At 63.5% G+C, this 1,017-nt stretch carries 1 protein-coding gene; it reads right to left on the reverse strand.

All coding sequences use genetic code 11. The annotated features are described in order from the left end of the window. Positions 1-1,017: lipopolysaccharide biosynthesis protein (locus EN884_RS20020; protein ID WP_245491954.1), on the reverse strand; the 1,017-nt coding region annotated here is incomplete at both ends.

The following is a 1,017-nucleotide window of genomic DNA, read 5'->3' on the forward strand; positions in this document are numbered from 1 at the left end:
GAGCAGGCCGAGATTGAGCGCCCGCACCAGCGTTTGGCCGCGTGCGAACAAAAGCTCGGCCTGGTATTCGACAAGATTGCGCAATCCCGGCACGCAGATTGCCAGCACCACCAGCGGGGCAGCCTCGGCGACATTCTTGCCGAGTGCATTGGGGAAGAAATGCAGCACGATGCCAAGTGTCAGCAGCGCCAGCGTCGAAACCGCGAACACACCGCCTTCGATGCCGCTCTTGACCGCCAGACGCGACAACAGTTCCGGCGCGCGCATCATGCGCTGCACCAGCATCATCGAGAAGGTGCGGATCGGAATCGCCGTCAGGTCGACCAGCCGCATGATGATGGCGTAGATGCCGGCCAGATGCGGGCCGCCGATCGCCAGCACGAGCAGCTTGTCGAACTCCATCTGCAGGTAGAACAGCACTTCGGCGCCGGCCACATAGATGGAATCGGCCAATCGCCTGAGATAAAGCTCGACGCGCAGCCGCAGCCTCTGGCGCGGGTAGAAGAAGCCGAAGGCGATCAGCAGCGAGGCGGCATTGGCGCCGATATAGAACCAGGACCATATCCAGACGCTGTGTTGCGCTGAGAACATGAACAGCACCGCGCCGAGCGCCCGCAGCGCGGTCGCCAGGATGGCCAGCAGCGCGGCGCGGCCGAACTTGCCCAGGCCGTTGTTGACGATCAGCGCCACCTCCACCGGCCGCCACAACAGCGCTTCGGCAAAGACGATTGCCGCAAACACCGACAGCGGCACGGTGTCGGCAAAGAAAAGCAGATAGACGCCGAACGAGGCAGCGGCCAGCAGCGGCAGCGACAGCACGCCGAGCAGCAGGAAGCCGGCGGAAAAGGTGCCGATCAGATTGGGACGGATGGTGGCGGTGCGGTAAAGCGCCGAGATGAACCCAAAGGCGAGGATGCGCGACAGCATGACGCCGGCCGCCGACGCGGTGGCGAACATGCCGAATTCGGATATCGACAGCGTGTTGGCCAGCGCGATGAAATAGGCCAGCGAAAACAC

Origin of the sequence: Mesorhizobium sp. M7A.F.Ca.AU.001.01.1.1, from assembly GCF_004022735.1 — a bacterium.
Taxonomy (GTDB): domain Bacteria; phylum Pseudomonadota; class Alphaproteobacteria; order Rhizobiales; family Rhizobiaceae; genus Mesorhizobium; species Mesorhizobium ciceri.